This window comes from Candidatus Microbacterium colombiense (assembly GCA_029203165.1).
In the GTDB taxonomy this organism is placed as follows: domain Bacteria; phylum Actinomycetota; class Actinomycetes; order Actinomycetales; family Microbacteriaceae; genus Microbacterium; species Microbacterium colombiense.
Map to the genome: position 1 here is coordinate 3315735 of CP119308.1, position 25128 is coordinate 3340862.

A 25128-nucleotide genomic window follows, 5' to 3' on the forward strand; every position below is an offset into this window, starting at 1 on the left:
GCCCGCGTCCGCTACAGCAGGCGTCGCTCCGAGGCCCACACGGTCAGCTCATGGCGCGACGACAGCTGGAGTTTGCGCAGCACCGCTGACACGTGCGTCTCGACCGTCTTGATCGAGATGAAGAGCTCGGTGGCGACCTCCTTGTAGGCGTAGCCGCGGGCGATGAGTCGCATGACCTCCTGCTCTCGCGCCGAGAGGCGATCGAGCTCGTCGGTGGCCGTCGCGGTCTCGCCCGACACCGCCCCGAACGCGTCCAACACGAACCCCGCGAGACGCGGCGAGAATACGGCGTCGCCGTCGGCCACCGCATGCACCGCGCGACTCACCTCGATCCCCGACGATCCCTTGGTGATGTACCCGCGCGCTCCGGCACGGATGACCCGCACCACGTCGGCCGCGGCGTCCGACACGCTCAACGCCAGGAACTTCGCCGACGTCGGCGCCGATCCGCGGATCACCGACTCGCCCCCGCTCGCATCGTCTCCGGCGCCGCCGGGCAGATGCACATCGAGCAGCACGACGTCGGGTGCCGTCTCACCGATCACGGCGATCGCCGAGGGGACATCGGCCGCCTCGCCGACGACATCGACGCTGTCGTCGAGATCGGCGCGCAAGCCCGAGCGGAAGATCGAATGATCGTCGACGATCACGACACGGATCGGATCAGCCACGGTTGTCTCCCGTCGTCGGCAGCGTCAGATGCACCTCGGTGCCGGCCTCATCACTGCGCACGGCGCCGGTCCCACCCACCCGGCGCATGCGTCCGATGATCGACTGCCGCACGCCGAGCCGGTCGCTCGGCACCTCCTGCAGATCGAATCCTGCGCCGCGGTCGCGGATGAACACGTCGACGCCCGAGACGCTGCCCTCGATGTACACGGCGATCTCGCCTCCCGCGTGCCGAGCCGCGTTCAGCATGGCCTCGCGCGCCGCGGCGGCGAGCTCACCGCTCGCGCGCTCCGCAGACAGCCCGGCCGACACCACCTCGATGCGCACCGGGAAGTCGAGCTCAAGGGCTCCGGCGTAGTCGCGGAGATCGGTGGGCAGATCACTGTCGGCCGGCGCATCGCCGTCGTAGAGCCACGCGCGCAGCTCGCGCTCCTGCGCCCGAGCGAGGCGAGCCGCTTCACTCGATGCCCCTGCCCGGTTCTGGATCAGCGCGAGCGTCTGCAGCACCGAATCATGCAGGTGTGCGGCCATCTCGCTGCGCTGCTCCTCGCGGATGCGGCGCACCCGCTCGCCCGCGAGCTCGCGCCATCGGTGCACGAGCGTGGAGGAGCCGACGGTGAGCACCCCGGCGAGCGGGAGCAGTGTCACCACGACCCCGCTCGCACCCGTCGCGTGCGGCAGCAGCACGAGGAACAGCACCAGGAGCAGCGCCACCGAGAGCACCCGGATCACCATGGTGTGCCGGGGTCCGCGCGCCGTGTCGCTGCGGTCGACGAGCGTCGCCCACAGCCCGGCGGCGGTCGCAAGCACCACGGTCGCGCCGGTGACGAGCGCCCACGCGGGCGGTGCGACCGTGACGGCGGCGGCGGAGATGCCCGCCGCCCACGACGTCACCACCACGACCCCGATCGCTGCGGGAGCGAGCAGCATCCACGCCACCGGCACCCGACGCGACGGCGCGGGCTCCCCCTCCGTCCACGGCGTGAACACCCAGCACCACAGGTACAGGAGGATGCCGGAACCTCCGCAGAAGGCCAGCACCATGAACAGGGCGCGGATCGTCCACACCGGCGCCCCCAGGTGCCGTGCGAGTCCCGCACTCACCCCCGAGACCAGGCACTCGCGGTCCCGCGTCAGCGGCGGTCGCGGCGGGGCCGCGACGCGTGCGGGCCGCGCGGTGACGATCGGCGCGCCGGCGGACGGGGCGGAAGAGGACATGACGCCATCCAATCACCCGATGCGCCGGTCGGGGGGCTCCCGCGGACAAGATCAGGGGTCGCTCAGGGGAACACCCCATGGTCGGCTCCCCCGCAGGACCGACAGGATCGAAGCATGACGATTCCGACAGTGCCCCCGGCTGCCGCCGACGCGACCGATCCGGCCGCCGACGGCAGGACGACGACGGCATCCGCCCTCCCCTCCGAACGCTTCTTCCTCTGGATCGCCGGGCTCGGCATCGCCCGCTCGGACGGTTGGCTCGGCGGCATCGCCGCGGGTATCGCCGCCCGTCTGCGCATCGATCCGCTGATCGTGCGCGGGGTGCTCGTGATCGCCGCCCTGTTCGGCCTGCCGGTGATCTTCCTCTACGCGATCGCCTGGGCGCTGCTTCCGGACGCCGACGGCCGGATCCACGCCCGGGACCTCCTGAACCGCGACTTCCAGCCCGTGCAGGTCGGGATCCTGGTCATGGCGATCATCGGCCTCATCCCGACCGCGCCGCTCACCGGACGACTGTTCGGTCTCGGCTACGAGAGCTGGTCTGCGCTGGCGGTACTCAGTTGGATCTTCGCGCTGCTGCTCGTCGGCGGCCTGCTCTTCCTCATCGTGCGCGCTGCGAGCCGCACCCCGGGGGCTCCTTCGACGGTCGGGACGATGGCTTCGCCCGATCCTGCAGCCCCCGCCGCATCCGCGACCCTCGGCGATTCGGGTACCGCCGAGGGCGCGGATGCGCTTCCTTCCCCGCCCGCCGACCCCGCCGCTCACGCGGCCGCCGGCCCCGCATCTCTCGCGACGCTCGAACCGTCTGAGGTGGCGGCCGCCCGGCCCACGCCGCCCGCTCCCCTGCCCGGAGGCACCCAGAGCCCCGAGGAGCTCGCCGCCTGGCGCGCCCAGCACGCCGCCTGGCGCGAGCAGGACCAGGCCTGGCGCCGGCAGCAGCAGGATGCCGAGCGCGCCGCGCGCGACCAGTTGCGCCGGGAGCGTCAGGCCGCCGCCGCGACCTTCGCCGCCGAGGCATCCGAGCGCCGCCGCATCCGCCGGGCGTCGAACCCGCGGGCGAGCTTCGCGTTCGTGGCGTCGGCGATGGGTCTGGCCCTCGCGGTCGGCGCAGCCGTGGGACTCACCGGGGGGCCGGCCGCCGGCGCCCTGGGTCTGCTCGCCGCCGCGCTCGTCCTGGCCGTGAGCATGATCGTCGCCGGGGTCTCACGTCGGCGCAGCGGCTTCCTCGGCTTCCTCACGGCGCTGGTGCTCGCGGGCGGTGTCACGGCGAGCTCGTTCGCGGCCTTCGACGACCTCACGCTCGGTTGGGCCTCGATCTCGAACGTCGAGGCATCGCACGTGCGCCAACCGTTCGGCGACCTCAACGTCACACTCCTGCCGCACGACAGCGGACCCCGTCCGATCGTGATCGACAAGGGCACGGGCCAGACCTGGATCGACGTGCAACCCGGGGTCGAGCTCGACCTCACCGCGACGATCGAGCAGGGGACGATCAGTTGGATGCGCATCGAAGCCGACTCGGGGCGGATCCTCGATTCCGGCACCTGGCCGCTCGTCGGCCGGCAGGACGGAACCCGTACGGCCGTCGCGACGGCATCAGCGGAGAACACCTCCGTGGTGACGCGACAGCCGGTCACCCTCACCCAGACCTCCGGCGACGTGCAGGTCACCATCTACGAGACGGCAGAGGAAGAATGATGAGCACCGAGAGCATCCAGGACACCGAGAGCATCCAGCGCATCCAGGAGCACGACATCTCCGCCGACCCGACTCCGCCCCGCACGCGCGGCGCCGCGATCATCTGGGGGCTGCTCTTCGCCGCGATCGCCGCGTACGGCCTCTGGACCGTCTCCGATGACACCCGGCGCGACGGCATCGCCGACTGGGTCACCACGCTGACGCCCACCACCGTGGTCTCGCTGCTCCTCCTCGCCGTCGGGGTGCTGATCCTCGTCGGCGGCGCGGTAGGACTGATCCGCCACGCGCAGCGGCGGGCTCTCGCGGCACGGCTCTGACACGGGCGCGCCGCGCGGCTGCCGATACCCTGGGACACATGGCGAATCAGGGACGGCGACCGGCGCGGCGCACCGGAGGGACTCCGGCGCGAGGCGGCAAGGCAGCCGCGCGCCGCACACCCTCCTCGAAGTCGCAGAAGTCCGGCCGCGACAAGAGCTCGCGCGACAAGGCTGCTCGCGACAAGGTCGTGTTCGACGCTCCGCGCACCGCCCCGGAGGAGCCGCGAGACTTCCGCCTCGGCGTCGTACCCGGCGCGACTCCGGGCAAATGGATCGATGCGTGGAAGCAGCGGATGCCGCGGGTGCGACTCGAACTCGTCCCCGTCCCGGCCTCCGCTCGACGCGAGGCGCTGGCCGAGCTGGACGCGGCGCTGGTGCGGCTTCCTCTCACCGACCCGTCGCTGCACATCATCGAGCTGTACGACGAGGTTCCGGTCGTCGTCGCCGCCGCCGACTCGCACCTGATGGCCGTTGATGAGCTCACCACGGCCGACCTCGCCGGAGAGGTGCTGATCGTCCCGGCCGACGACGTGCTCGGCCCGCTCGATCTCCCGGGCGTTCTCGCCCCGGCATTCGACACACTCCGCACGACCGCCGACGCGATCGAGACCGTGGCATCCGGAGTCGGCATCGTGATCGTGCCGATGTCTCTCGCCCGCCTGCACCATCGCAAGGATGTCGCGCACCGTCCCCTCACCGACGGCCCGACCTCCACGGTCGCCCTCGTCTGGCCACGTGAACGCACGACGCCGGATGTCGAGACCTTCGTCGGCATCGTCCGCGGCCGCACCAGCAACTCCTCCCGCTGACGACGGACCCGACTCCGAGGGTCACGCGTTCTCGACGATGCTCTGCGCTGGTTAGAATCGCCGGATGGCTTCGCTTCTCTACGTCTGCGTGCGTCCGGAACGAGGGGCGGCCGATGCCGAGCACGCGTCCTTCCGTCGTGCACTCGGCGCCGAGGTCGTCGACCGGCTCGATCTGCTCGAGGAGCCGCTCGATCCCGCTCGCCTCGCGCGGTACCGGGGCATCGTCGTGGGCGGCTCTCCGTTCAACGTGAGCGATGCCGAGAAGGATGCCGTGCAGCTGCGCGTCGAGGCCGATCTGCGCTGTATCGCGCAGCGGGCGATCGATGCGGAGGTGGCCGTGTTCTTCACCTGCTTCAGCATCGGCGTGGTGACCCGCATGCTCGGCGGCGAGGTGACGACCGCGACGCCCGAGGCGGCGAGCGCCACCGTGATCCGCACGACGCCCGCCGGCACGACCGACCCGGTGTTCGGACCCAGCTCTCCCGCGCTCACGGTGTTCACCGCGCACAAGGAGAGCGCGGCGGCCCTGCCCGATGGCGCAACACTGCTCGCGACCAACGAGGCCTGCCCGGTGCAGGCCTACCGCGTGGGCACCCACCTGTACACCGCGCAGTTCCACCCCGAGCCCACGCCGCGCGACTTCGCCGACCGCATGACGTTCTACCGCACGACCGGCTACTTCGACCCCGACGAGTTCGACCGGGTGCAGAACCAGGTGCTCGCGGCATCCGTCACCGAAGGCGCCGCTCTGCTGCGCCGTTTCGCGGAGACCTTCGCCTGAGCCTGCCGGCGCGCCTGTCAGCCCTGCAGGAAGGCGACGCGCTCGCGCAGGTATGCCTCGAGCGGCATGTTGCCTCCGGCAGCGCTCCACCGCACCATCGGCTCACCCTCGACGAGCGAGAGCGGCCCGGAGGTGCCACCGGCATCCACCGCGTCGACGTCGATCACACTCCACCCGACGTGCACGACCTCGCCCTCGTCGAAGCCGCCGCGCAGCGCCTCTTCGCGTCTCGCCGCACGTTCCCGCGCCGACTCGGCGGTGTAGCCGCGTCGGCCGGGGTCAGCCGCGCGGAGTACCTCCGCCGTTGCCAGGGCGTGTGTCTCGGTGAGCAGCAGCACGCCCAGGTGCCACGCGGCGCCGACGCGCACGATACGGCGGCCGCGCCATCGCGAATCGCGCTCCTCGCCGAGTCCTTCACGCGGTGCTCCGGCGAGGTCGAGGGCGGCCTGCGTCAGCAGAGCGGATGCGGTCGTCACAGTTCTCAGAGTATCGAGTCCCCTCCGATTCGCCCGGCGGCGCGCATCCACGGCAGAATCGAGGGACACCCCCCCGAGGAGCGTTCATGCCACAGCCCGATACCGCCCGTCTCCTGATCGCCTGCGACGATCAGCCCGGCATCGTCGCCGCCGTGGCCGGAGTGCTCGCGACGCACGGCGCGAACATCATCTCGCTCGACCAGCACTCGACCGACTCCGAGGGCGGGCGCTTCTTCCAGCGCACCGTCATCCACCTCGACGGCCTCGCCGCCGCCCGCCCAGCGCTCGAGGCCGACATCGCCCAGGTGGCGGACCGCTTCGGCATGGAGTGGTCGCTGCACGACACGGCCCGGCGCAAGCGCGTGGCCATCTTCGTCTCGAAGTACGACCACTGCCTCATGGAGCTGCTGTGGCGCACGCAGCGCGGCCAGCTCGACATCGACATCACGATGGTGGTGTCGAACCACCCCGATCTCGCCGAGTCGGTGCGCTCCTTCGGCGTGCCGTTCATGCACATCCCCTCCGGCGACAAGCAGGTCATGGAGCAGCGACAGCTCGACCTGCTGCGCGGCAATGTCGACCTCGTCGTGCTGGCGCGCTACATGCAGATCCTCACCGACGACTTCATCGAGCGGCTCGAGGCCCCGGTCATCAACATCCACCACTCCTTCCTGCCGGCGTTCATCGGGGCGAACCCGTATGCGCGCGCCAAGGATCGCGGGGTGAAGCTGATCGGTGCGACGGCGCACTACGCGACGGCCGACCTCGACGAGGGACCGATCATCGAGCAGGACGTGACCCGCGTGACCCACGCCGACTCCGCCGCCCAGCTGCAGAGCCGCGGCGCCGACGTCGAGCGTCAGGTGCTCGCGCGGGCCGTGCAGTGGCACGCCGAAGACCGCGTGATCGTGCACGGCAAGTCGACCGTCATCCTGTAGCAGCGGCGCCGATCACATCGACCGCGAGTCCGCGGGACGCGAAGGAGAACCCTCAGGACGAGGGGACACCCACCACGAGCTCGGCGAACGCCTCGGCCGCCGTGTCATAGCGCGCGAGCGGCGCGGCCTGCCCCATCCACAGCGACTGCAGCTCACCGAGGTTCTGCTGCCCGGCCGCGGCGCGGAACCTGCCGGTCAACCAGTTCTGCATCGGGAACGGCGCGATCGTTCCGCTCGCCTCGATCGCGCGGATCGCGCGGTTGCGGGCGCCACGGGCGAGGCGGCCGCTCATGGCCCTGGTCAGCACGGTCTCGTCGGCTGTCGTGCGACGGATGGCCTCGCGATGCGCATCGTTCACGGCCGATTCCGCGGTCGCGAGGAATGCGGTGCCGACCTGCACGGCGTGGGCACCGAGGGCGAAGGCCGCCGCGACACCACGACGATCCGCGATACCGCCGGCCGCGATCACGGGCACATCGACCGCGTCGACCACCTGCGGCACGAGCGCGAAGGTGCCCACCAGCGACTCCTCAGCCGGGCGCAGGAAGGAGACACGGTGACCCGCCGCCTCGGACCCGGTGGCGACGATCGCGTCGACGCCGCTCTCGGCGAGCGCGACGGCTTCGGCGACGGTGGTCGCGGTGCCCACGATCCGCACGTCGCGGCGATGCGCCTGCTCGACCAGCTCGGCGGACGGCACACCGAACACGACGCTGAGCACCGCGGGGGCGACCTCCCAGATCGCGTCGAGTTGCTCGTCGAGCGAAGGGATATACGCCTCGGGCCGCGCCGGAAGCTCCTCACCGACCGCATCGAAGAACGGCTGCAGCGCCTGCGCGAAGATCGCATGCTGGGCGTTCGGCGCGACCTCGTCGCCCGTGGGTAACCAGATGTTCAGGGCGAACGGGCGCGTCGTGGCGGCGCGCAGCTGCGCACCCGTCTGCCGGATGCGGTCGCCGTCGTAGCCGTAGAGCCCGAACGATCCGAGGCCACCCGCCTCGCTGACCGCCGCCGTCAGGGGCACCGACGAGAGGCCGCCGAAGGGCCCGAGGACGACAGGATGCTCGACACCGCCGAACGCACGAAGATCACTCATGCTTCGAGGCTACGCCCGCCGCCGACGCGGGGGCCTCGTGTGTCGGGCGCCGCGGTCGCGCCCTCCCCCCAGGCGCCGGTGCTACCCTCGCAGCAGAGAGGGGAGCACGGATGAGTGACTGGTTCGGACAGATGCTGAGCGTCATCCTGACCGCGCTCGGACTCGTGTCCGCACCCGATGCCGCCGCCCTCGGCCTCGCGATCGCCCTCGTGGCGGTCACCGCTCTCACCCTCGCTCTCGTCATCGGCCTTCACCAGGTCTCGAGCGGCACCGCACCGCATCCGTGGCGCGCCATCGACGTCTCCACCGTCCTCACGCAGAGCGATCCGGATGCCGCGGGGCATCCGCGTCCGCGAGCACCGGGAGTCCCGACCGCCGCGTAGTCCGTTCACACCGGGACCGCGCGGCTTTCGCCGACCCTTCCCGACCTCTCGAACGGATACCTCATGGACTTCTTCGCCTTCCCCCCTCTCGCCGCCCTTCTGGACGGCGCCTACGGCGCTCTCGCCGGTCTCTCCACCCTCCTCGAACCCTTCGCGGGCGGGGCCGCCTCAGCCGCGGCCATCATCCTCGTCACGCTCCTCGTACGTGCGCTGCTCATCCCGGTCGGCATCTCGCAGGCCAAGGCCGAACAGACCCGGGCGCGCCTGGCCCCGAAGCTGCGCGAGCTGCAACGTCGCCACAAGAAGAACCCGGAACGCCTGCAGCGCGAGACCCTTGCGCTGTATCGCGCCGAGAACACCTCACCCTTCGCCGGGATGCTGCCGGTGCTCGCGCAGGCGCCGATCGTCGGCATCCTGTACACGTTGTTCATCCGCACCGAGATCGCCGGTCATCCGAATGAACTGCTCACGCACGATCTGTTCGGCGCCCCGCTGGGCACGAGCCTGGTGTCGGCTCTCTTCGGGGGCACGGCCACGCCCGCAACCTTCCTGGTCTTCGGGGTGATCCTGGCCGTGATGATCGCCGTGGCCGAGGTCACGCGCCGCGTGTTCCGCCCGGCTCCGGTCGAGAGCGACTCCCCGCTCTCCTCCCCCACCATGCTCCGGATGATGAGCGCTCTGCACTACCTGACCGCGGTGTTCGCGGCCTTCGTGCCACTGGCCGCCGCGCTGTACCTCACGGTCACCGTCGTCTGGACGCTCGTGCAGCGTACGATCCTCCGACGCCGCTTCCCACTGACGGCAGCGCACTCGCCCGAGCCCGGCGCGCTCCCGTCGCGATATGACACGTCACATCAGCGCAACAGCTGACATATCGCGACCGGAACCGGGGTCAGTTCAGTCGGGAAGCGGGATCGGCCCGGTGAACACCATCGGCGGATCCATCCGCTTCCGACGTCGGATGCCGAGGGTCGCCCCGACACTCGCCAGGACGACGAGCGCGATCGCGAGCATCCTCAGCGGGGTCGCGCTCTGTCCGAGCACGAGCCAGCCGGCGAGCGTCGCGAACGCCGGCTCGAGGCTGAGCAGCACACCGAACACCCGCTGCGGGAGCCTCCGCAGCGCCGCGAGCTCAAAGCTGTACGGAATGACCGACGAGAGCACCGCGGTGATGAACGCGAGCAGGAGGAGCTGCATGTCGCCCGACACGGTGATCGCTGCGGGCACCCCGACGGGCACGAGCAGCAACGCGGCGACCAGGAGCCCGACAGCCAGCCCTCCGCTGCCGGGGATGATCGACCCGACACGGGCGCTCATGCGGATGTACATGACCCAGAATCCGGCCGCGATGAGGATGAAAAGCACACCGAGCGGGTCGAGCGGATCGGCGCCGATCAGCCCGTCGACGCCCAGAAGCACCATGCCGATCAGCGCGACGCCGACCCACGCCGCGTCGGCCAGACGCCGGGTCAGAACCGCAGCGAGGATCAGCGGTCCGAGGAACTCGATCGCCACGGCGGGGCCGAGGGGGATGCGATCGATCGCGGCGTAGAAGAAGCCGTTCATGGCCGCCAGCGAGACGCCGAAGAGCACGGCGGCGGTCCACTGCGGGCGCGTCCACCCCTGCGGCCGGGGCCGCACGATGACGATCAGCAGCAGTGCCGCGATCGCGACGCGCAGCGATGTGACGCCCCACGGACCGAGCACCGGGAACAGCTGCGCGGCGACGGCCGCGCCGAACGGCAGCGAGAGGCACGAGCCGATGACGAGAGCGACGCCGACGAGAGGACGGGACGACGCTGACTGCTGCACGTAGTACAGCGTGAGGCATCAGCGCCGTCCACGTCCATTCGACACTCAGAGGTGCTTGCCTCCGGTGACGGGGAGCACGGCGCCGGAGACGTACATCGACTCGTCCGAGGCGAGATAGACGTAGGCGCCCGCGAGTTCGGCCGGCTGCCCGGCGCGGCCCAGAGGCGTGTCCTTGCCGAAGGTCGCGAGGCGATCGGCATCCCATCCCGTCGCCGGGATCAGCGGCGTCCAGATCGGCCCCGGCGCGACGGCATTCACGCGGATGCCGCGCGCTCCCGCCTCTTCGGCGAGCGCCTTCACGAACGCGACCTGCGCCGCCTTCGTCATGGCGTAGTCGATCAGTCCCGGTGACGGGCTGTAGGCCTGGATGGATGCCGTCACGATGATGCTCGCCCCGGGCTGGAGGTCAGGGTAGGCGGCCCGCGCCGTGTACAGGAGCCCGGCGAGGTTGGTGTCGAAGACCCGGCGCATGTCCTCGGTGCGGAGGCTGCCGAAGTCATCGATGTCGTGCTGGTAGCCGGCGTTCAGCACCAGGATGTCGAGGCCACCGAGCGTTCGTCGGGTCTCGGCGACGATGTCGGTCGCGAAGCCCTCCTGACGCAGGTCTCCGGGGAGCCCGAGCGCCGTACGGCCGGCGCCGCTGATGAGTGCGATCGTCTCATCGGCGTCGCTCTGCTCTTCGGGCATGTGGGCGATGGCGACGTCGGCACCCTCTCGGGCGAAGGCGATCGCGACCGCCCGTCCGATCCCGGAATCCCCTCCGGTGATCAGGGCACGGCGACCGGCGAGGCGATCGTGTCCGACGTAGCTCGATTCGCCGTGATCCGGCGTCGGGGTGGTCTCGCCGGTCAGACCCGGCTGGTCCTGCTTCTGTGCGGGGAAGCCGCCTTCGCGATGCGCGTGACGGGGGTCGACGGTGTCGTCGGTCATGAGGTCCTCCTCTACGGGGTGTCCTCATGACACTGACGTCCGATGCCGATGCCGCCCAGGGGGTTGACACGACCGACGTGGCGGGCCGGTGCCTTCCGGCTGCCTCGCTCCTCGCTCCTCGCTCCTCGCGTCGTTACGGGACGGAGGTGACCGACACTTCGGCCGTGCCGGGCGCCTCGACCGATTCGTTCGGCTCCGGCGCCAGGTACAGCCCGGAGGGCGCGTTGGCGGTGAACGCCAGTGCTTCGATCCAGGCCCGGTTGATCGACGGCTGACGGCTGCCGAAGTACTTGAACACCAAGGAGCTGCCGGGCTGGATCCACACCGTGGTGCGGCCTCCACCGACGCTCGCGTCTTCCTTCCAGCTGAAGGGGAACGGCTCGCCGCGACGCAGCTTCGCCGTGATCACGAGTTGCAGATGCGTGAGCGCCCGATCTTCGATCTCGGTCTTCACGCCGCCTTCATAGATGAACTTGCCCATGCGGAATGATTCGCTTTCTGCCACGGCCCTGTCGGGGCCGAACGTGACCCCTTATGCGTAGCGTATGTCGTATGGGCCTCATGTACTACGGCGGCAGCGCCGATCCGATCCAGATCGAAGATCGCGCGCTCGCACATCTCAAGGTGGTCATCGCCACGAAACTGCGCAGGAACGAGAGCTTCACCCTGTCGTGGATGCACCCGGAAGGCGACGTCCCCGGCCGGTCGACGGTGTGGCTTCACCCCTCGATCCCGCTGCGCTTCGTGTTCGACGAGCCGGTCGCGCCGGAGCTCCATCTGGAATGGATCACCGCGATGGCGGACTCCGCGAACACGAGCGGCGGCATCACCCTCGTGCCGGAGGACCTGATCCCCGCGGACGAACAGGTGACAGAACAGGTCGCCGAGCAGGTCGCGGAGTAGGCGGACGAGCGCACCGCTGACGGGATCCGGTGCCGAAGTCAACCCCCTCCACCCGGGCGGGCGGGCGACCTAGAGTCGGAAATCCAGCAGCCGAGGAGGCGATGAGGATGACCGATCAGCAGACTCCCGACGAGGGCTACACGCCGACCACGACGCATGCGGAGTGGGGAGCCGGCGAGCCGCGCCTGCGCGTCTCCCGCGATGACGAGCGCACCGAGTTCCTGCTCGTCGCCGACGTCGTGCGCATCGGCTCCGCCGAGGGCAACGAGTTGCGCGTCGCCGACACCGACCCCGTGCATGCGACCATCACGCACGACGACCGTGACGAGTACGTGCTCACGTTGCACGGAGGGGGCGAGATGAACGCGGCCGCGGGCGCGGATGCGACGCATCCCGGCGACGACACCGAGACGTTGCGCACGGGTGCACGTTTCACCGCGGGACCGTGGACCTTCGTCTTCGCCCGCGAGGAGTTCGCCGATCACGGCCGACCGTTCGGCGGCCGCAAGGGCGGCGAGTACAACGACCAGGATCTGCAGGCGCCCCGGCCGGACTACAGCGCCGATGCGGCAGAGTCGGCGCCCTGATCGTCTGAGGGCGTGTGCGAGGGGAACACGGCGCGGCGTCGTTCGGCGAACGCGGCGAGCCCTTCGCGCGCGTCGGCGCTCGTGAAGGCGGCCTGACCGAGTGTGGCCTCCAGCCGGAAGGCATCGCCCTCCGGAAGATCGGCCAGAGTCCGCACCGCGTTCTTGATCGTCGCGACCGCGGTGCGGCTGCGGGAGAGCAGATCTTCCGCCACCCCCAGCGCGGCGGACTGCAGTTCGGCTGCCGGCACCACCCGGTTCAGGATGCCGTAGCGCAACGCGGTCGCGGCATCGATCTTCGTGCCTCGCAGCATGAGGTCCATCGCCCACGCGTAGGGGATCTGCCGCACGAGACGGACCAGGGTGCCACCGGCAGGAACCACGCCGACGCCGGTCTCGGGAAGCGCGAACTGCGCATCCTCCGCGGCGAGGCGGATATCGGTCGACAGCAGGATCTCGAATCCGCCACCCAGGCACAGTCCGTTCACGGCGGCGACCACGGGCTTGTCGAGGGTCGAGTGCTTCTGGTGCGCGGCATCCCATTCGCTGATGTCGAAGCGTCCCTCGGTGAGCGCGGGGATCGATTCGCCGAGGTCCGCTCCGACGCAGAACGCACGGTCTCCGGCGCCGGTGAGGATCGCCGCCCCGATGCGGTCGTCGTCCCTGACCTCGGCGAACGCGTCGCCCAGCTGCTCGTACATCGCCAGCGTGAGCGCGTTGAGCTTCTCCGGACGATCGATCGTGATCACCGCGAGGGCGCCGTCGCGGTCGAGACGCACACCGCCCATCAGATGGTCCCCGCGGCCCGGAGCGCGTCGATCTCCTCGGACGAGTAGCCCAGCAGGTCACGGAAGATCGCCTCGGTGTGCTCCCCGGTGTCGGGCGCGAGACCCCGCGGGCGCGGAGGGGTGCGGTCGAGCTTGACCGGCGATCCGAAGGTGCGCAGCGCTCCGTAGCCGGCGTATTCGGTGTCGACGACCATGTCGCGCGCGGCGATCTGGGGATCGGCGACCACCTCGGCGATGTCCTTCACCGCGCTCAGCGGAACGAGGTCGCCGGCGAGCGCTTCGAGCTCGGCCTTCGTGCGGTCGGCGAACCAGCGCTCGACCATCGGCTTCACACGCGCAGCGTACACGGCGTCGTCGAACCGCGTGGCCATGCGGTGCAGGTCGGGGTTGTCGTCGTACTCCCCCGGCGTGCCGAAGGTGTCGCACGAGATCTTCCAGAACTTGTCGGTGTACCCGCCGAAGAACACGTAGCCGTCCTTGCACGCGAACAGCTCGTAGGGGCGTACGAACGGATGCTGGTTGCCCAGCGGCTTCGGCACAACGCCCTCGGTCGTGTAGGAGACGACCGCGTTCTCGGTGAGGGTGAGCACGGAGTCCTGCTGCGAGATGTCGACGAGCTGACCCTCGCCCGTGCGTTCGGCATGACGTACGGCGGCGAGCACCCCGATCACGCCGTACAGGCTCGCGGCGAGGTCGCCGATGATCGTGCCGACGCGGGTGGGAGGCTCGCCCGCCGACCCGTTCATCGACCAGAGTCCGCCGGTCGCCTGCGCGCTGTTGTCGTACGCCGGGCGGCCACGGTACGGACCGGACTGGCCGTAGCCGCTGAGGGCCGCGTAGACGAGGCGCGGGTTGACCTCGCGCAGCCTCTCGTGGCCGAGTCCGAGGCGGTCCATCGTGCCCGGACGGAAGTTCTCCACCAGCACATCGGCGTGTGCGACCAGGCGCTCCAACGCGGCCTTGCCCTCGGGGTGGCGCAGGTTGAGGGTCACGCCGAGCTTGTTGCGGTTGTACTGGGCGAAGAATCCGCTGAAGGATTCGGCTCCCTCACGCTCGAGCATCGGCGGGAAGGTGCGCGTGTAGTCGGGATCGTCGGGATGCTCGACCTTGATGACCGTCGCTCCGAGGTCGGCCAGGATCATCGAGCAGTACGGGCCCGCGACGACGCGTGTCACGTCGATGACCACCACCCCCGCGAGGGAACCGGGGGCGGCATCCAACCCTCCGAGAGATTCCAGTCGGGCGCGGAGCTCGTCGTCGATCATGGTGGGGGATCCCTTCTGCGGCGCCCGCTCCGGCGTCGACGATGGAGCGGACGAAAGTGGCCGTCCGCTCAGCTTCTCAGCGCGGATGCCGCAGCGGTATGTGGCGATCACACACAGCACGCGGCATCTTCCGGGTCGATGCGACCATATCGCGCCCCGGGCTCACCGTCGGGGCTGGGGCTCGCGCCCGGGGATCACCGCCCGGGGATCAGACCGATGCGCAGCGGCGCCCCGGGTGCCGAGGCCGCGAGCACAGCCTCGTCGATGTCGGCGAGTGCACGCACGCTCCCCACCGCGTCGGCGAAGGGATAGGCGCGTCCGCGACCCGCCAGGAAGGCGACCGCCTCAGCCAGCTCAGCGCCGGTGTAGTTGTGCACCCCGGTCACCGTCACCAGACGCCGCACGATGCTCTCGGCGTCGAGCGGCACCGGGTCGGCCGGGAACACACTGCCGACGAGCACGACGATGCCCCCGGTCGAGACTCCCGCCAGCGCCTCGGCGACCGCGTGACCCGACGCCTCGATCACCACATCGGGCTCGCGATCGAGCGCGGTCGCCCCGAAGCGCGCGGCGAGCTCCCGCCGTGCAGGATTAGGGTCGAGCACCTCGACCTGCGCGCCCTGATCGGCCGCGATCGCCGCGGCCGAGAGACCGACGAGCCCGGCACCGTGGATGCGGATCGCAGCGCCGTCGAGATCGGTGCGCCCGGCCGCGCGCGCCACCGCGGCCCACGCCGTGGCCGTCGCGCACGATGCGGGCGCGAGCACCGCGGCCGGCAGCGCCTCGGGCACCCGCACGATCGCCGTGCCCTCCCGCAGCTGCATGTGGCTGCCGAAGGCCCCGGTGAGGTCTCCATGCATGCCGATGCGGTCGTGGCCGTACTTGCCCAGCGTGCGGCACTTCTGCGGCATGCCGTGCGTGCAGCGGTCGCACCGCAGGCACGAGACCGTGACCGACCACACGACACGGTCGCCGATGCGCAGCGGGGTGCCGTCGACCGCGGCGGCACCGTGATCGCCGAGCGCGATGACCCGGCCGACGCTCTCATGGCCGAGCACCAGAGGCGTGGGAGCCGAGCGGCGCCCCTGCACGGTGTGCACATCCGAACCGCAGATCGTCGACATCTCGACCGCGACCAGCACGTCGGTGTCGGCGAGCGCGACGCCGGGCACCGCGATCATCTCGTGCGGGTGTCCCTCCCCCACCCACACCATCGCGGTGGCGGCAGGACGCAGCGCGACGTCTCGGCGGTGCCCGGGTGGACGGACCAGCAGCGTGCCCATGTCGCCCGCCCTCAGCGGGTCGCGATCAGCGGCAACAGGTCGCGCTCGGCGAGAGCGCCGCGCAGGCCCGTCACATCGCGCAGCACGGCATCCGCTCCCGCACCGCTGAGAGCCGGTCGATCGTGCGCGCCCGTCAGCACGCCGGCGACGAATCCCGCGCCGGCGCGCCGGCCCGATTCGACGTCGCTCACAGTATCCCCGGCGACCGCGACAGCCGTCACCGACGAGGTCTGCGTACGGATGAGCGAGGCAAGCACGAGGTCAGGGGCCGGACGCCCCCGACCGGCGTCGATCGGGGAGAGCGCGAGATCGACCAGCCCGTGCCATCCGAGGCCGTCGAGCAGCGCATCGCGCGTGATCGGCGCGAACCCGGTGGTGAGGGCGACCTTCAGGCCCGCATCCTTGAGCGAGCGGATCGCGTCGCCCGCGCCGGGGATCTCCGCCACACCCTGCTCCGCGACGATCTCGGCGTAGGCGTCTTCGAATGCCACTGTGGCTCGCTGCGCCGCCACGACGTCACCGCCCGCGAGATGCGTGAAGACGTCGATCTTGGACTGCCCCATCGTGACGCGCACGTGGTCGAGCGCCTCTTCCCACGGCATCCGATCGGCGACGCCGGTGCGCTCTGCCGCGCGCTGGAACGCCTGCTCCACGACGCCGTCGTCGAGCACTGTTGTTCCGGCCATGTCGAGCACGACGAGTTCGAGAGGAGTGGTCATGGTGTTCCTTCCATTGCGGGTGCCCACCCGAAGGCGGCGGTGAGATTCTCTTCGGCGAGCCCCAGACCCGTGGTCATGCCGATGCCGGTGGTCGCGGCGAGCACCAGCACCCCCTCATCGGTGCGTTCGATGAGGAAATCGTTCGGCCCCTTGGCGTAGACGCCCTGCCAGCGTTCGAGCACCCGCGGCGTCGGCATGTCGAACAGCCCCACGGCCTCGTCGAGGAAGGCGGTGAACGCCGCCTCGGGCTGGAACGGCGTCGGTTGCACGGCCGAGGTGTGCGAGTCACCCAGGATCAGGGTGCCGTCGGGAAGCTGCGTGTACATCTGGTTCAGGTCGAGGGCAGCGAGATCCGGTCGCTCGGCGTGAAGGCGTTCGCGCAGTCGCGCAGCCTCGGGACTCTGAGCGAATCGTCCGTAGCGGATCAGCGACCAGCCCGTGAGCAGCGGTGCGGAGAGCGGATGCGGGAGCGACACCGCCGCGCGCACCATGTCGAGTGCGCAGCGCACGATGCCGTGGCGCTCCGCGGTCTCGGGCAGCAGCTGGTCGAGGTCGTGGTTCACAGCGACGACGATGTGGCCCGCACTGATCGACCCGCGGGTGGTGTGCACACGACCGGCTTCGAGGGTCGTGACGGCGGTGCGGAAGCGGAAGTCCACGCCGCGGTCGGCGAGGTGTCGCACGATGGCGGCGGCCGCGGCGCGCGGGTCGGTCTGCAGATCGGTCTCGATGTACGCGCCTCCGACGATCGCCTCGGCGCGCAGCGGAGCGCGGCGCAGGAGTTCGGCTCTGTCCAGCATCCGGATGCCGTTCCCGGCGGATACTGTTGACGAGCTGTCCGGGGTGGATGCCGAAGCGCCCGCCGTGGATACCGAGGCGGCGGCCGCTTCCAGCACCGCGAGCTCGTCATCGGAGCGGGCGGCGACGAGCGTGCCCGATTCGCGCAGCCAGAACCCGGCATCGCGCGACAAGCGCAGCCACAGCTCGCGTGAGGCGTCGGCGTAGCGTCGGGCCTCCCCCTCCTGAGCGCCGATGCAGAGGTGTCCGAAGTTGCGGATCGTGGCGCCGACGGGGCTTTCGGTACGGTCGACGACGATCACGCGGAGGCCGCGGCGCACGGCTGCGTAGGCGGCTCCCAGCCCGACGATCCCCGCGCCGACGACGACGACATCCGCCGTATCCGCTGCCGCCGAGGTGCGCGCCGCGCCGCTTCCGCCGTCCGCGCTCATCGAAACACCCGCCGCATCCACATCGCGAGTCCCTCGACCACGAGCACGGTGAAGAGGATCATCAGCACGATCGCGGTGACCGTCTCATAGCGCGATCCCTGGCTGGCGTTGAGCAGGTAGTAGCCGACCCCGCCGCCGCCGACGATGCCGAGGATGGTCGCCGCCCGGATGTTCGTGTCGAGCATGTAGAAGCTGTGCCCGATGAGCGCCTGCATCCCCTGCGGCACCGTGGCGGCGCTGTAGGTCTGCAGCCGTGTGGCCCCGACCGCGCTGAGGGCACGTTCGGGTCCGCGATCGACCTCTTCGAACGAGTCGGCGATGAGCTTTCCGAGCAACCCGATGCCGCCGATCGCGAGCGCGATGACGCCGGCCTGCGGACCGAGGCCGGTGATCACCACGAGCACGATCGCCAGGATCAATTCGGGGATGCCGCGGATGCCGACCAGCAGGAAGCGCGCGGTGCCGCGGACAGCGGAGTTCGGCGCGACGTTGCGGGCGGCGAGCGATCCGAGGATCAGCGAGGGCAGCAGCGTGAGCACGGTCGCGGCGAGCGCGATCGCCACGGTGTCGCGCATCGCCTCGATCATCGCCGACGCGTCGTAGTTGCCGAAGGACGGCGGCCAGAACCTGCCCGCGACCTCGGGCAGCTTCGCCCAGAACGTGAAGAAGTCGCTCCAGGTGATGTCGCTGACCACCACGCTGCCGAGCACCACGAGCACCGCGATGCCCCCCGCAGCGGTGTTGCGCACGCGCTGCGGAGTCCAGGGGCGACGCACAGCGGACTGCGGTGTCGCGGCCCAGGCGGGACGAGGGGGCGCGGCATCCGCCCCTGTCGATGCTGTCGCGGTGGCCGCGGGGTTTCCCAGGCGGGGGTGGATCAGTCGATCGATCCACGATCGGGTCTGACGTTCGTGACCGAGCATCGCCCCGCGCACCAGGCTGGAGACGATCTCCATGACGACGCAGAGGATGAAGATGACCAGGGCGATCCCGAGACCCTTGCCGTAGTTGAGCGCCTTGAACGCGTATGACATCTCGAGCCCCAGGCCGGCGACGCCGACATAACCCAGCACGACGGAGCCACGCAGATTGATGTCGTTGCGGTGGAGCACCGTCGCGACCCAGCTCGGCAGCACCTGCGGAAGGATGCCGGCGCTGAACTCCTGCAGCTTCGATCCACCTGCCGCGCGGATCGCCAGACGCGGACCCTCATCGATCTGCTCGATCGCGTCGGCGAACATCTTCGAGATCATGCCGATCGAGTGGATGCCGATCGCGAGGATGCCGGGGAGCGTGCCGAGCGAGAACATCAGCACGAAGGCCATGGCGAGAACGACATCGGGAAGCGCACGGGTCAGCACGCCGATGAATCGTGCGGCGGCGCGCCATCCGTTTCCCGGCGTCGTGTTGGAGGCTGCGAGGTAGGCGATCGGCACCGAGAGCACCGCCGCGAGCAGCGTGCCGACCAGCACCAGGCCGACCGTCAGGGCGATGAGCCAGGCGAGGTCGCCGGGTTCGGGGAACGAGAGTCCGCCGACCCTGGCCATGAAGTTCTCGGCGTTGCCCCAGCTCTGCACCATCGCGGGAATCGAGATGCCGACCTCGTTCACCGCCATGACGCCGATGACGACCAGGGCGATCAGGGTGAGGGACGCGGCGATGCGCTCGGGCGAGATCGGGCGCTTCGGCGCGCGCTCCGCGACCGACGATGGCGCGGATGGAGCGGGCCGTTCGGCGAGGAGCGTCATCAGACCGTGGCCTTCGCCGGGACGTCGCTGGCGCTGGGTGCCGCACCGGGCGTGGTGGTGGGTGCCGCGGCGGGGACGTCGATCGCGGCATCCGCCAGTTCCACCTGCACCGCGCGGAGTTCGGCGGTGGTGGTGGCGACGCGGCCGTAGATCTCCATGACCTCGGACTTGGTGAGGTCGGTCGTGGGGGTGTCGAGCACGATCTCGCCGTGGCGCAGACCGACGATGCGGTCGGCCCAGGTGATCGCGAGGTCGACCTGATGCAGGCTGCAGACGACCGTGAGGCCCTCGTCGGCGGCGATCTCGCGGATCAAAGCCATCACCTGGTCGCTCGACTCGGGGTCGAGTGATGCCACCGGCTCATCGGCCAACAGGATGTCGGGCTTCTGCATCAGTGCGCGAGCGATCGCCACGCGCTGCTGCTGTCCGCCCGAGAGGGTGTCGCTGCGCTGATAGGCCCGGTCGAGGAGACCGACCCGATCGAGGTGCTCGAGTGCCTGCAGCTTCGCCGCCCCGGAGTACCCCCACAGCCCGAGTCGCGGACCGCGGATGCGGGAGAGGGAACCGGTCAACACGTTCTCGAGCACGGTGAGCGACGGCACGAGCTCGAACTGCTGGAAGATGAAGCCGACGCGGCTGCGCAACCGCCGCAGCGTCGTGCCACGCAGCGTGGGAACGCGCGCGCCGAGGACATCCACCTCTCCGGAGGTGGGGAGCTCGAGACCGTCGAGGTGGCGCAGGAGAGTGGACTTCCCGGATCCGGAGAGTCCGAGCAGCACGACGATCTCGCCGCGCGACACCTCGAGCGAGGCATCCTTCAGCGCGGTGGTCGATCCGAAGGTCTTCGTCACACCGGTCAGGCGGATGACGGTGTCGGAGGCGGGGGCGTTCGAGGCCGGGCTGGTCGGGGCGGGGGCGGTCATGGCGTGGCTCCTGCGGTTCGAGGTCTACGTCTGTGGGTTGTACGTCTGTACGTGTACGTGTGTGGCTCGCTCGGGAATCGGAGATCGATTCCCGAGCGAGCCCGGTGAGGCGAAGCGCGTGGCGCGTCAGAGCATCAGCTCTGGCACTGCTCCGCTTCGGTCTCCTTGCAGATGTCGCGGATCAGGTCGTAGTACGCGTCGTCGACCGGCTTCGTGGCGTAGAACACGCTGCGGAAGGCATCCGTGTCGGCGCTGTCGATCCCGGCGGCGATGATGTCGTCGATGGTGATCTCGGCGAGTCCGTCGATGAGCTTCTTCGACACGTCGTCCGGGAGCGTGGAGGAGTAGACGAGCGGGGCGCCGGGGACCATCGTCTCGTCGATGACCTTCACCTTGTCGGACTTCTCGACCTCGGAGTCCTCGGCGAAGCCGACCTCGCACTCGACGCCTTCACCGACCTTGGTCACGCTGACGTCGTGCTTGCCCGCGAAGACCGGGGTGATGTCGGTCTTGGGGTCGATGCCGGCCTTGAGCAGGTTGTACGACGGGAAGAGGTAGCCCGACGTCGACGACGGGTCGACGAAGCAGACCTTCTTGCCGGCGAAGTCGGCGATGCTCGAGATGTCGCTGTCGACGGGGACGATCGCCTGCGAGTAGTAGCCGGGCTCCTGTCCTTCCGCGGTCACGATCGAGGAGATCGGCGTGAGCTTCGCGCCGTTGTTCGTGGCGGTGACGTAGGTGAAGCCGGAGAACGATGCGACGTCGACCTTGCCGGCGACGGCGGCCTCGATCAGCGCGGCGTAGTCGGTGGACTCGTGGTACTCGACCGTCTTGCCCGTGATCTCGGCGATGTAGTCCATGAGCGGCTGGTAGTTGGTCTCGGTGTCGACCGAGTCGGGAACGACGCCGAAGACGAGGGTGTTCTCGTCGACCGCGAAACCGGTTCCGGTGGAGGTCTCGGCGCCAGGGGTGCCGGTGGCCTCAGCGGAGCCGGAACAGGCGGCGAGGCCGAGCGCGAGGACCGCGACTCCGGCGAGGGCGGGGAGAGCACGAAGCTTCATGAGGACCTTTCAGAGGTGGGAGGGGTGATCCATGGATGACTCTCTCAGGGCAAGTGGCGAGAAATATACCTATCTCGGAAGAGTTCAGAGGTCGTTCATCGGCCATTCCCCTGGATGAACGGTGCACGAATGCATGGCCGCACCCAGTCGCGACGAAGTAATGTACCTATGTGACCGAAGCTGTCTACACCCAGATCGCCGACGACCTGCGTTCGCAGATCGCAGCCGGAATCCTGCGCCCCGGAGACGACGTGCCGACCGAGGCGGAACTCGCCGCGCAGTGGCGCACGTCGCGGGGTCCGATTCGCAATGCGCTGGCCGCCCTGCGGAGCGAGGGACTGATCGAGACGAGCCGTGGGCGCCCGGCACGGGTGGTCGCGCGCAAGGCGAATCAGGCCGTCGACGTCTCGGTGCCGTTCACGCGGTGGGCGCGGGATCTGGGGGTGACGCCGGGTGCGCACACGCAGGAACTCAGCCTGCGTCGCGCCGGAGAGCACGCGGCCGCGCTGGGAGTGGGAGCGGATGACACCATCGTGAGTGTCGTGCGTCTGCGGCTGCTCGACGGGCGACCGACCATGCTGGAGCGCCTGTTCTACACCGAAGTCGCGGGACGGCGGTTGTTCGACGTCGACCTCGATCAGGTGTCGATCACCGAGCACCTCGCCTCGCAGGGGCATCCGATCGTCGGCCTCCAGCACGTGATCGATGCCGTCGCCGCGGACGATCAGGATGCTGCGCTGCTGCGCGTGCCACAGGGAACGCCGATCCTGCGCCTGAGCCGCACCTCCCGCGACGCCGAGGGCCGCATCTTCGAGGCGTCGGAGGATCGCTACCTCAGCGAGGTCGTCCGCTTCACGGTCGCGGCATCCGGCATATCGACCGACGGGCATTACATGCGGGCGGTCGGTGCATGACGCGAGCGGAATCGACTGTCCCCCTCGACCCGTAGAGTCGAAAGGAATCGATACGCCTTCGGAGGGACTCTGATGGGGATGCGCGCGGCCTACACGCTCGTGGACGAACTGACGCTCGACCGGCTGGTGTCGCTCGCGCCCGAGGTTCTCATCTCCACGCTGGAGGACCTCGAGACGGGCGGCGCACCGACCGTGTATCTGGACAAGATGTGGGACGGACTGCACTTCCTCCTCACGGGCGTCTCGGCCACGTCCCCGCGCGATGACGATCCGCTGAGCGAATCGATCGTGGGCGTGCACGTGTTCGGCGGCGAGGACTTCGTCGGCTGCACCGAGAACGACGAGCTCGAGACGATCCTGGCTGCACTCGATTCGCTGGATCGCGACACGGTGATCGGCGGCGCAGACTTCTCGACCTTCGCGAAGGCCGGCATCTATCCGAACGTCTGGAATGACGACCCCGAGGTTCTGCGCCGCGAGCTCGCCGACGCCTGGGATGCTCTCACCTCGGTGCATCGCCGAGCCGCGGATGAGGGCCACCACGTGGTGATCAGCATCCTCTGAGCCGGACTGGGCTTCTGCGGCCGGCGCGCGCGTCGAGGCGGGACGTGCACGCGCGTGCCGAGCCGGGGCGCGCATGTCCGACATAGGCGCGCGCGTCATCCGACACTCCTCGAGCGCGAGCGGCGGGTGGCGCGGGCAGCACGAGAGTCGGGCGGAGCGACAGCCGGTCGGGGCGTACGCCATCGGCGCCGGATGTCCCACCATTCCGGCCCGCGAATCTGCGGAACCCCACCCTGCATCCGGATCTCCCACCCGCTGGACTCCAATGTGCGGTGGTGATGCCAGCACAGCGCGACCCCGTTGTCGGTGCTGGTGGGTCCGCCGCGAGCATGCTCCTGCACGTGATGAATCTCACACCAGGAAGCCGGAACGTGGCACCCGGGGATCAGGCACTCCGCATCGCGAAGTGCGATCGCGCGGCGTTGATGACTCGTGAAGAGACGTTGCGTCGCCCCGATGCCGATGATTCGACCTTCGGGATCGAAGAGCACTCGCTGAACACCACCTCCGCACGCGGTGTGCCGGGCTGTAGCGATGCTGACCGGGGTCGAGACCCCATCGAGATGCGCCCAGCCGCGACCGGTCGCATAGTCTTCCGCGGTCACTGAGACCACGAGAGTCGGCGCCGCGCCTCCTAATCGGGGCATCTCGTCATGTCGAGCCGCGATCCCCAGCGCCATGGCGAGAGCATCATGCTGCTTCTGCGCACGCGAGCGGCCATCGACCAGCCCACTCGCATCGCCGGATGGAAGGTGGTCGTCCGCCGCAGACGATCCCGCCACGTGCTCGCCGACCACGCCCGCATGCCGACCAGCTGCGCCCACTCCCACGCCCGCTCCCGCACGCGCATCCGCATCCGCATCCGCATCCGCATCCGCATCCGCATCCGCATCCGCATCCGAGGGACGAAAGCGAACGCCCGACAGCACGGGGCCATCGACTCGCGGGTTCAGGGTCGCATCCCAGATCCGCTGTAGCTGCGCCGCGACCTCGGGAAGAAGGTCACCGTGGATCGGGATGACGCCATACTTCTCCCGCCCGAGCCTCACACCGCGCACGCGCATCGCGAGTTCCTCTTGCGGTTCGGCACCGTCGGGATCCAGATAGGCCACGATCGCTTGACCGAACACGCGCAGGTCCTCGGGTGTCGCGGGCGGCGCTGCATCGACATGCACGGCGTCTCCCGCCGCCTCCGCGCTTCCCCGGTCAACGACGGTCAGCCCTTGCGCGAATCCGGCCAGCTGCAGATCTGCGCGCCACCGTGCTTCGTCGCCGATACGCCGCCCCGCGTGCTCCAGTGGCCCGGTCGCGGCGAGTAGTCCGGCGATCCCGATCGAACCTTCCACCAACGCTCCCTGCAGCGCCGGCCACAATACCGGCAGGAGTCCACCGGAAGACACATTGAGGTTTCGCCTCACCAACCGCGCCGCTTTCACGACCCGTGAAGCTCCGACCCCATCGGTGCGCAGCACGCGCTGCAACAGTTCATTCATCGACCCACAGCCGAACAGACCGGAGAAACCCGGGTCGCCCGCGCTCGCGGCACGCGCCGGCACGCTCGCAACCGTCTCGACGATCACCGCCTCCACACGCCGGGACACTTCTCCTGCCAGTCGCAGTACCTGCATCTTCGACTCATCCGACAGCGCCCGCAGAGCATCGTCGCGCAGCACCGCATCCAGGTCGGAGGAGACCCGTTCGAGGATGGCCAGCGATTGGTTCATACCTGAAGTCAACTCGGGGCCACGGACATTCGAGGCTGAAATTAGCCAGGTCAAGGCATTATTCCGGAACACAATCCAGCTCCAGTCGCCCTGCACAGGCACGGCCGAAAACAGCTTGTCCACAGTTATCGAAGGCCCGCCCGAGGATGTCCGGACTCCCTGTTAGAAAACCCGAGGAAGAAGAAATCACGCCCTGGAAATCACGACAGACAGGTCCCTCAATGCACGCCGAAACCACGCCGCATCTCTGCCGCTCACGCCTGCACGGCTCGCACCTCCATCGTCCGGCCGAACAC

27 protein-coding genes are annotated in these 25128 nt (G+C 69.7%); 11 read left to right on the plus strand and 16 right to left on the minus strand.

The window, feature by feature from the left end; translation table 11 throughout:
- Window positions 1-11: 11 nt before the first annotated feature.
- Window positions 12-671, minus strand: coding sequence for a response regulator transcription factor (locus tag P0Y60_16180; protein ID WEK60816.1), 660 nt, complete (start codon window positions 669-671; stop codon window positions 12-14).
- Window positions 664-1887, minus strand: a complete 1224-nt coding sequence (locus tag P0Y60_16185) for a PspC domain-containing protein (GenBank protein WEK60817.1) — start codon at window positions 1885-1887, stop codon at window positions 664-666. Before P0Y60_16185 ends, P0Y60_16180 begins: the two co-directional genes overlap by 8 nt.
- A 114-nt stretch (window positions 1888-2001) precedes the next feature.
- Here P0Y60_16185 and P0Y60_16190 point away from each other — a divergent pair, with 114 nt between their 5' ends.
- The 4 genes from P0Y60_16190 (at window position 2002) to P0Y60_16205 (ending at window position 5492) form a co-directional block, all read left to right on the plus strand.
- On the plus strand, window positions 2002-3585 hold the full coding sequence (locus tag P0Y60_16190; protein WEK60818.1) for a PspC domain-containing protein: 1584 nt from the start codon (window positions 2002-2004) through the stop codon (window positions 3583-3585).
- Window positions 3585-3902, plus strand: coding sequence for a hypothetical protein (locus tag P0Y60_16195; protein ID WEK60819.1), 318 nt, complete (start codon window positions 3585-3587; stop codon window positions 3900-3902). Before P0Y60_16190 ends, P0Y60_16195 begins: the two co-directional genes overlap by 1 nt.
- Before the next feature lie 38 nt (window positions 3903-3940).
- Window positions 3941-4711, plus strand: coding sequence for a LysR family substrate-binding domain-containing protein (locus P0Y60_16200; GenBank protein ID WEK60820.1), 771 nt, complete (start codon window positions 3941-3943; stop codon window positions 4709-4711).
- Between the two features lie 64 nt (window positions 4712-4775).
- Window positions 4776-5492, plus strand: coding sequence for a GMP synthase (locus tag P0Y60_16205; protein ID WEK60821.1), 717 nt, complete (start codon window positions 4776-4778; stop codon window positions 5490-5492).
- Window positions 5493-5509: 17 nt separating this feature from the next.
- On the opposite strand, the gene P0Y60_16210 is transcribed toward P0Y60_16205, so the two are convergent.
- Window positions 5510-5968 (minus strand): glutaminase, encoded by a 459-nt coding sequence (locus P0Y60_16210; GenBank protein WEK60822.1) that lies wholly within the window; start codon window positions 5966-5968, stop codon window positions 5510-5512.
- Window positions 5969-6054: 86 nt separating this feature from the next.
- On the opposite strand from P0Y60_16210, the gene purU reads away from it, so the two are divergent.
- On the plus strand, window positions 6055-6906 hold the full coding sequence (gene purU, locus P0Y60_16215; protein ID WEK60823.1) for a formyltetrahydrofolate deformylase: 852 nt from the start codon (window positions 6055-6057) through the stop codon (window positions 6904-6906).
- A gap of 52 nt (window positions 6907-6958) precedes the next feature.
- Here purU and P0Y60_16220 read toward each other — a convergent pair whose 3' ends face one another.
- A complete protein-coding gene (locus P0Y60_16220) occupies window positions 6959-8002 on the minus strand; it encodes a DUF561 domain-containing protein (GenBank protein ID WEK60824.1) in 1044 nt (347 codons plus the stop codon).
- Between the two features lie 110 nt (window positions 8003-8112).
- Here P0Y60_16220 and P0Y60_16225 point away from each other — a divergent pair, with 110 nt between their 5' ends.
- Window positions 8113-8385, plus strand: coding sequence for a DUF6412 domain-containing protein (locus tag P0Y60_16225; GenBank protein ID WEK60825.1), 273 nt, complete (start codon window positions 8113-8115; stop codon window positions 8383-8385).
- Between the two features lie 63 nt (window positions 8386-8448).
- Window positions 8449-9255 (plus strand): membrane protein insertase YidC, encoded by an 807-nt coding sequence (gene yidC, locus P0Y60_16230; GenBank protein ID WEK60826.1) that lies wholly within the window; start codon window positions 8449-8451, stop codon window positions 9253-9255.
- Window positions 9256-9282: 27 nt separating this feature from the next.
- Here yidC and P0Y60_16235 read toward each other — a convergent pair whose 3' ends face one another.
- The 3 genes from P0Y60_16235 to P0Y60_16245 form a co-directional block, all read right to left on the minus strand.
- Window positions 9283-10197, minus strand: a complete 915-nt coding sequence (locus P0Y60_16235; GenBank protein ID WEK60827.1) for an EamA family transporter — start codon at window positions 10195-10197, stop codon at window positions 9283-9285.
- Window positions 10198-10242: 45 nt separating this feature from the next.
- The gene (locus P0Y60_16240; protein ID WEK60828.1) at window positions 10243-11127 is read right to left on the minus strand and encodes an SDR family oxidoreductase; all 885 of its coding nucleotides are present in this window, start codon (window positions 11125-11127) and stop codon (window positions 10243-10245) included.
- A gap of 133 nt (window positions 11128-11260) precedes the next feature.
- Window positions 11261-11608 (minus strand): ATP-dependent DNA ligase, encoded by a 348-nt coding sequence (locus P0Y60_16245; protein ID WEK60829.1) that lies wholly within the window; start codon window positions 11606-11608, stop codon window positions 11261-11263.
- A 71-nt stretch (window positions 11609-11679) separates the two neighbouring features.
- On the opposite strand from P0Y60_16245, the gene P0Y60_16250 reads away from it, so the two are divergent.
- Window positions 11680-12030 carry a hypothetical protein gene (locus P0Y60_16250; GenBank protein WEK60830.1) on the plus strand — a complete coding sequence of 117 codons (351 nt, stop codon included), beginning with the start codon at window positions 11680-11682 and terminating at the stop codon, window positions 12028-12030.
- Window positions 12031-12137: 107 nt separating this feature from the next.
- Window positions 12138-12617, plus strand: coding sequence for an FHA domain-containing protein (locus P0Y60_16255; GenBank protein WEK60831.1), 480 nt, complete (start codon window positions 12138-12140; stop codon window positions 12615-12617).
- Here P0Y60_16255 and P0Y60_16260 read toward each other — a convergent pair.
- The 8 genes from P0Y60_16260 to phnD form a co-directional block, all read right to left on the minus strand.
- Entirely contained in the window at window positions 12584-13402 is an 819-nt protein-coding gene (locus P0Y60_16260) for an enoyl-CoA hydratase/isomerase family protein (protein ID WEK60832.1), read from the minus strand. The two genes, P0Y60_16255 and P0Y60_16260, sit on opposite strands and share 34 nt — an antisense overlap.
- Window positions 13402-14667 carry a CoA transferase gene (locus P0Y60_16265; protein WEK60833.1) on the minus strand — a complete coding sequence of 422 codons (1266 nt, stop codon included), beginning with the start codon at window positions 14665-14667 and terminating at the stop codon, window positions 13402-13404. Before P0Y60_16265 ends, P0Y60_16260 begins: the two co-directional genes overlap by 1 nt.
- Before the next feature lie 194 nt (window positions 14668-14861).
- Window positions 14862-15950: an alcohol dehydrogenase catalytic domain-containing protein gene (locus tag P0Y60_16270; protein WEK60834.1), complete on the minus strand. Its 1089-nt coding sequence runs from the start codon at window positions 15948-15950 to the stop codon at window positions 14862-14864.
- Between the two features lie 11 nt (window positions 15951-15961).
- Window positions 15962-16669 carry an HAD family hydrolase gene (locus P0Y60_16275; protein WEK60835.1) on the minus strand — a complete coding sequence of 236 codons (708 nt, stop codon included), beginning with the start codon at window positions 16667-16669 and terminating at the stop codon, window positions 15962-15964.
- Window positions 16666-17898 carry a TIGR03364 family FAD-dependent oxidoreductase gene (locus P0Y60_16280; GenBank protein ID WEK60836.1) on the minus strand — a complete coding sequence of 411 codons (1233 nt, stop codon included), beginning with the start codon at window positions 17896-17898 and terminating at the stop codon, window positions 16666-16668. The genes P0Y60_16275 and P0Y60_16280 overlap by 4 nt, the downstream gene beginning before the upstream one ends.
- Complete coding sequence (phnE, locus tag P0Y60_16285; protein WEK60837.1) at window positions 17895-19646, minus strand: phosphonate ABC transporter, permease protein PhnE; 1752 nt, start codon at window positions 19644-19646, stop codon at window positions 17895-17897. Before phnE ends, P0Y60_16280 begins: the two co-directional genes overlap by 4 nt.
- Window positions 19646-20569 carry a phosphonate ABC transporter ATP-binding protein gene (gene phnC / locus P0Y60_16290; protein ID WEK60838.1) on the minus strand — a complete coding sequence of 308 codons (924 nt, stop codon included), beginning with the start codon at window positions 20567-20569 and terminating at the stop codon, window positions 19646-19648. Before phnC ends, phnE begins: the two co-directional genes overlap by 1 nt.
- A 134-nt stretch (window positions 20570-20703) precedes the next feature.
- Window positions 20704-21630 (minus strand): phosphate/phosphite/phosphonate ABC transporter substrate-binding protein, encoded by a 927-nt coding sequence (phnD, locus tag P0Y60_16295; protein ID WEK60839.1) that lies wholly within the window; start codon window positions 21628-21630, stop codon window positions 20704-20706.
- Between the two features lie 170 nt (window positions 21631-21800).
- Here phnD and P0Y60_16300 point away from each other — a divergent pair, with 170 nt between their 5' ends.
- Window positions 21801-22544: a GntR family transcriptional regulator gene (locus P0Y60_16300; protein ID WEK60840.1), complete on the plus strand. Its 744-nt coding sequence runs from the start codon at window positions 21801-21803 to the stop codon at window positions 22542-22544.
- 72 nt (window positions 22545-22616) lie between these two features.
- Complete coding sequence (locus tag P0Y60_16305; GenBank protein WEK60841.1) at window positions 22617-23108, plus strand: YfbM family protein; 492 nt, start codon at window positions 22617-22619, stop codon at window positions 23106-23108.
- 95 nt (window positions 23109-23203) lie between these two features.
- On the opposite strand, the gene P0Y60_16310 is transcribed toward P0Y60_16305, so the two are convergent.
- The gene (locus tag P0Y60_16310; GenBank protein WEK60842.1) at window positions 23204-24955 is read right to left on the minus strand and encodes a DUF222 domain-containing protein; all 1752 of its coding nucleotides are present in this window, start codon (window positions 24953-24955) and stop codon (window positions 23204-23206) included.
- Between the last annotated feature and the right edge of the window lie 173 nt (window positions 24956-25128).